The following is a 6261-nucleotide window of genomic DNA, read 5'->3' on the forward strand; positions in this document are numbered from 1 at the left end:
TTACTTTCGTAATTCAGGATAATTTTTTTAAATCTAAATCTGTTCCAATATACGTAAAGGAATAATAAAAAATATCACAGATCTATTTTGTAAATGTTCTTCGTCTTCTTTAACGAAAATCGGAATGATATCAAACGAGCTCTAAGATTGCTTTATTAGTTTTAATGTAACATATATGCCACTGAAATTTGTTCGTTCCATTAAATTTTTTTCAAAAGAGATGCAAAATAAAATTACGAAATGGTTCACTTTCTTCTTGCTCATACAGAAAAGTCCTTCTTCCATTCAAGTGTCTTCATTGGACCGGCCTATTGCAAAAAGTCGAATAAACAGCAAAATCTCCACAACGCCTTTTAGGGACACAGCAATGGCCATAATCTTCATCCAAAGAATTAAATCCGGCTGATAGATTGTTAGGACATGCCAGATGAGTACGACATCTGTTACAGTCATTCCAAAAATGGCGACAGGGCATATAAAATGTAGCGCGAAAACTAGAATGAAGCGCCAAATTGCAGCGGCCAAATTCGATTAAGAGCGCTAATGTCTAAAATTTCGGGGTTAATCCGACCTGAAATCCCTTATCATAAAGGAATTTCAGGGTCTGATAATAAAAATATTGGAGAGTCTTAATCCCCACAATACAAATTTAACTTACAAAACTATCTAGAAATTTACTTGCTTCACTATTAAACTTCCACATTACACCAAATTTATCGATTAACATTCCAAAACTAGCTGACCATGGAGTAGAAGATAACGGCATGATCACAGTACCACCTTCTGATAGCTTTTCGAAAATTTGTTTATTCATCTCTGGATCAGCATCAATGATACTAATTAAGAGAGCATTTCCCTTTATGACTTCGCCAGTCACAGCTTGCATAGAGGGCAGAACATCAGAGAGCATTAAAACATTCCCTGAAAACTCAATACGAGATTCCATAATCATGTTTTGCTCCTCTTCTGTTAATGGAGCATTTGGGTCTTGATCAAAAGCACCAAATCTCACTTTTTTTACGCTTGTTGCTTGTAACGCCTTTTTATAAAAGGCTAACGCTTCTTCTGCTTTTCCATCAAATTGTAGATACGTTATTGCTTTCATCATTTATTTCCTCCTTTTCATATTTGCAGTATAATAGCACATAGGTGACATATGTATGTCGTATATAGGAGGAAAATATGAAAAAAATTGAGAGACTTATCTCGATCGTGATGATCTTATTACAAAAAGAGGTTGTTTCGGCATCAGAATTTAGTCGACTTTTTCATGTAACAAGACGAACTATTCAGCGTGATATGGAAACACTAAGTTATGCAAACATCCCTATTTATGCCAAATATGGTGTTGAAGGCGGATACACACTGATGGAAGAGTATAAATTCGATAAACGATTATTAAATAACAAAGATATTGAAAATATACTCGTAGCTTTAGGGGGTTTTGAGCAACTGATTACGAATCAAGAAATTCAAACGACTATTCAAAAAATCAAAGGAATGACCAGCACAGATATAGCTCCAAAACTTGATTTATCTTTTTATGATTGGGCAGGGAGAAGTCAAATTAAAGAAGATATTTTATTTATCAAACAAGCCATTGAAAATAATTGGTTATTAAAGTTTGAGTATGTAGACCAAAAAGGAAACATAACATATAGAGTCGTAGAACCCTATATGATGTATGTAAGTGAAATGCATTGGTATCTTTATGGTTATAGTTTAGAACGGGAAGATTATCGAACATTTAAAGTGACGAGGATAGCAAATATCCAAAAAGACGGTTTTTTTGTTCCAAGACCTGATAAAGTTTTGGAAGAAGAAAAGCAACATAATAAACAGTCAAATTTGGTTAGTGTACAGCTATTGATAGATGTTGTTGTAAGAGATCAATTTATCGAGAGATACGGAAAAAATGTCGTAACAAAAGTGACTCCAAGAAGTTATCTTGCGACTATTGAATTACCTGAGAATCAATTTGCCTACCAGTTTTTAGCGGGATTCGGCAATAAAGTTAAAATTATAAAGCCAAAAAGCTTTATTGCTAAATATTTGAATATTTTGGAGGAGACAGTGAAACTTTACAAATAAAATGTTCACCGTTTGGTATCTCTCTTTAGTATGGGTATCCTGATTTCAAATCTCTTTCTCTGTCTCCCATCAAAACCTTTTTATTATACGCTCCCCTATTTTCACTATGATATCAGCCTCTTGAGCTGACTCCTTAGGATAGTCTCGACACATTCCATTATTGAAGCATTGTGCAAAAGAATCATCTGCACATACGGACGGAATCGCTGCACACGGATCAAACGATGGGTTCCTCAACACTTCGTAGGGTCGCATCATATCATGGTCTTCATGCTCAAGCATATGGCAATGCCATGGGTAGATTCCAGTGTAAGGGCCAAAACGGGCAATGATCCGTGTGACCATTCCCGGGTCAACACGTACTGTGTCTTTCCAGCCACGTTCATTTGGTAGAGGTGGGATTCGATCTCCTATTACCAACGGTTCTTTTGGATTTTCTGGATGAAGGGGATTTCCACTAAACTTCGCTTGGTCTAGGATTTGAAAATGGACGAGATGCAGGTGAATCGGGTGCGAATCGTTAGTCATATTGTAAAACTCCCAAATTTCAATTTTGCCGTTGGAAGGCGTCTCTGTAATAGGCTGCTCCCCCCACATCATTTTATTGAGCAATTGGAATGGACGACCATACTCATCCGTATCCTCATCTAATGTGTTCACTCGAGTATAAGTAGATTCTATGGGATTTAATATTTCCATACAGCTTAGTTTCGCGGGAATTATACTAGAATCAGCAATTTCCTGATGTTCGTTAACTCGAAACTCCATAATTTGTGAGGTATCGGCTGTTGGAGCATCACCACTGCCCCCCGGGAATGGTGCATTCGCACTATTGGTAAGAATAATTTGTTCTCCCTTACTTTTAGAAAAGTCAATAATAATATCGGCACGCTCTGCAGGCGAAAGCAGAATCGTATTTACTTCGACTGGAGACCCTAGTAAGCCGCCGTCTGTACCAATTTGAATAAATTGTTGTCCATTGTTTAACCGTAGCTCATAAAAACGAGCATTTGATCCATTTAGGATGCGAAAACGGTATTTACGAGGTTCTACTTCAAGATAGGGCCAAACTTTGCCATTGACTAGAATTGTATCACCAAAAAACTCTGGCACAATAGAGGGATTGGGCATAGGCGGCGAATTGGGTGCAGTTGCTGGTGGTTTATCTGGTTTAGCAGGATAATAGAGCTCTCCGTTAGGATAAAAAGACTTGTCTTGAATCAGCAAAGGGATTTCATAATCCCCGCTTGGCAGATTCAACTCCTCTTCTTGCTGATCACGAATTATATAAAACCCGGATAATCCGGCATATACATTCAAACGAGTGATTCCCAGGGCATGGTCATGATACCAAAGAGTTGCAGAACGCTGACAATTTGGATAATAGTAGATCTCTTTAACAAAATTTGGACCTTTTTTTCCAAAGTCACGTGTGAACCATGCATCGGGTGACCCGTCATTTTCAGGTCGATTACGCCCCCCATGTAAATGAACAACCGTACGGACGGAAGGTTGGTCAGTTCCAGCACCCATAAGGCTTCGATCAACAGGTAAGAGATGCTCAAATGGAAGCTTATTCTTCCATTTCACATAGATCGGCTGATTCCTGATCGCTTCAAATGTTGGACCAGGATAGATACCGTTATATCCCCAAACAGTCGTTGGCGGCAAATCACGATGCAGCTTCTGCTTTATCTGTCGCATGGACACTTCAAAATAGGGAACTCCTTGATATGTCCCAATTGGTTTATGCGTTGGAATTATCGGCAATTTATCGACAAACTTTGTTAAAGACATGACGACCAGCCCCTTTACACATTTCTATATATAGAATGCAGAAAGACTGTTCAGTGTGTGGAAAATTTATTGGAACATAATGATTATTTTCTATGCATGAAATCTCGCAACATATCACCTCTTGGTGGAACTTCCTGATACACAACACGGGTGACCAGTCCGTCTTTTTCCAGCTCTTTGAGTTGTTGCGTTGGTACAGCTTGCGTTAAATTCGGGCATTAAACGTCTTAATTCCCCAAAGCGTTTTGTCCCCTTTTCTATGCGACTTCCATTTACCATTTTATCTTTCGGAATTTGGCAATAATCAAACTAATCCCTCTTTCATTTCATTTTTTTAAAAGGTGCAACTAAACATAAGCTAGTTGGATATAAAAATTTAAACATCCTATTGGATAGTATCTTGCCTATTGGAAAGGGAAATGGAGAGAAAAAAAGAAAATAAACCAACCAAGGTAATAACTCCTGCAAACCAACTTAGTGAGGTATAAGAATAATGATTGCTGATGATTAATCCTCCCATTGCTGATCCTAAAGCAATACCTAATTGCATGAAAGATGTATTCACCGCAATAATCATATCCGCTAATTTTGGAGCCAAAGATCTAAGATATGTTTGATTCGCGGGAGTCGTTGCCCAGCCGGAAGCACTCCATACCATCATGATCAAAAATAAAAAAATAGGATGTTCCCCAACCAGCGGAAGTAAAAAGAATGTAAGTACCCTACTACCTATCGTTACAAATAACGTCTTCTTAACACCCCACTTATCTACGCTATAACCACCTATATAACTTCCTAGAATACCAAATATGCCTAAAACAAAGAATGCGATGGTAATTTTTCCCATATTAAAACTAGCCAGATGATGCAAGAAGGGTGTGAAATACGTATACAGAGAAAATTGGCCAATAAATACGAACGCACTCACCAATTGCCCCATAACCATTGCGGGTTTTCGTAAGATAGAAAACTGTGTTTTTAGCGGTACTGGATCCTCTCCTTTTACTTTCTGAGTAAATAGCCAAATTCCAAACACAGGAAGAAGAGTAACAAGTGCCACAAAAGTGAACGTCATTCTCCATCCAAATGCTTCTCCTACAACTGTTCCTAGAGGTACCCCTAAAACCAATGAAGAGCTAAATCCCATAACCGTTGTCCCGATTGCTTTCCCTGCTTTTTCGGGAGGGACTAGTTTGGCAGCAAATGCAATGGAAGATACGCTAAATATCCCGGCACTAATGGCTGCAATCATTCTTGAGATCATAAGAAAGATATAATTTGGACTAATGGCTGCAATGACGTTACTGAGGATAAAAGCGAATAACGAAAGTAATAACAGCTTTTTCCTCTCTATGCGGGAGGTTAACGAAATGAGAATAGGTGTACCTATTGCATAAATAACAGCATAAATGGTCACGAGCTGTCCCGTAGTTGCGACCGAAACTCCGAGGTCAGTGGATATCAGTTTCAACACTCCAGCAAAAACTAATTCAACTGTCCCAACAACAAACATTCCTATAGCAAGCATCAAAATGCCCAGATTCGTTTTAGAATCAATCCTTTTGTTGTTTTCCACAATATCTCTCCTTTTTTGACCATTCGGTCTAATATAATCGCAAAAACCCCAGTGAAAAATGGTTATTATAGACTGATCGGTCTAAAATAATCATAAATAAGAAAAGGGTCAGCAAAAGGTTAATCTAAGACCGAGAGTGTAATTTTAACAATATCATTTAAAACAACGGGATCCGAAGTGGATTTAGATGCAATAAACAAACTATATCGAGCATGGTTCAAGAATCGGGCAAGTGCCATAAGATCATTGTGCCGCTCACTTAATTCACCTTCTTTTTGTGCGCGGATTAATGCCCGATAAAATGCAGACACTTCATTCTCCATGTTCGTTTCAACCAATCTCGAAATTTCCTGATCATGTGGCGCCAGTTCTACTGCCGTATTGATCATAAAGCATCCTTTTTTTCGTTCTTCGTCAATGAGAAATTTTACTAAATCGTAAAAAACAAACATGATGGATTCCTTTGGCGAGTCATATCTTTCAAGCGCGTCATTTAGATACGTTATCTTCTGATCCGCATAATGTTTTAAAGAGGCTAAAAATAAGTCGTGTTTATTTCCATAGGTATCATACATACTTTGCTTTGCAATTCCCAAATATTTCAGTAGTTCTTGAAGAGAAGTACCCTCATAACCCCGATACCAAAAGAATTCCATTGCTTTACTGAGAACCTTTGCTTCATCAAATTCTTTATGTCGTGCCATGTGCCTTTTCCCCCTTTCTTTTAAAAGAATAACATTTTCAGAATGAATGGTCAAAAATTATAAGGACTGGATCTACGTCAATATTTAGGACAC

Annotated in this window: 6 protein-coding genes; 1 reads left to right on the top strand and 5 read right to left on the bottom strand. The window is 37.9% G+C overall.

Annotated elements, in window-relative coordinates; translation table 11 throughout:
- Positions 1-649: 649 nt before the first annotated feature.
- The gene (locus D4N35_RS17335) at positions 650-1105 is read right to left on the bottom strand and encodes a VOC family protein (protein WP_120075926.1); all 456 of its coding nucleotides are present in this window, start codon (positions 1103-1105) and stop codon (positions 650-652) included.
- A 77-nt stretch (positions 1106-1182) separates the two neighbouring features.
- On the opposite strand from D4N35_RS17335, the gene D4N35_RS17340 reads away from it, so the two are divergent.
- Positions 1183-2091: a helix-turn-helix transcriptional regulator gene (locus D4N35_RS17340; protein WP_120075918.1), complete on the top strand. Its 909-nt coding sequence runs from the start codon at positions 1183-1185 to the stop codon at positions 2089-2091.
- A gap of 69 nt (positions 2092-2160) precedes the next feature.
- Here D4N35_RS17340 and D4N35_RS17345 read toward each other — a convergent pair whose 3' ends face one another.
- The 4 genes from D4N35_RS17345 to D4N35_RS17360 form a co-directional block, all read right to left on the bottom strand.
- The gene (locus tag D4N35_RS17345; protein WP_120075920.1) at positions 2161-3888 is read right to left on the bottom strand and encodes a multicopper oxidase family protein; all 1728 of its coding nucleotides are present in this window, start codon (positions 3886-3888) and stop codon (positions 2161-2163) included.
- Positions 3889-3971: 83 nt separating this feature from the next.
- Positions 3972-4061 carry a hypothetical protein gene (locus D4N35_RS18720; protein ID WP_373284649.1) on the bottom strand — a complete coding sequence of 30 codons (90 nt, stop codon included), beginning with the start codon at positions 4059-4061 and terminating at the stop codon, positions 3972-3974.
- Positions 4062-4273: 212 nt separating this feature from the next.
- The gene (locus tag D4N35_RS17355; RefSeq protein WP_120075922.1) at positions 4274-5464 is read right to left on the bottom strand and encodes an MFS transporter; all 1191 of its coding nucleotides are present in this window, start codon (positions 5462-5464) and stop codon (positions 4274-4276) included.
- A 119-nt stretch (positions 5465-5583) separates the two neighbouring features.
- Positions 5584-6168 carry a TetR/AcrR family transcriptional regulator gene (locus D4N35_RS17360; protein ID WP_120075924.1) on the bottom strand — a complete coding sequence of 195 codons (585 nt, stop codon included), beginning with the start codon at positions 6166-6168 and terminating at the stop codon, positions 5584-5586.
- Between the last annotated feature and the right edge of the window lie 93 nt (positions 6169-6261).

This window comes from Siminovitchia fortis, assembly GCF_003605365.2.
GTDB classification, from domain to species: domain Bacteria; phylum Bacillota; class Bacilli; order Bacillales; family Bacillaceae_C; genus Siminovitchia; species Siminovitchia fortis.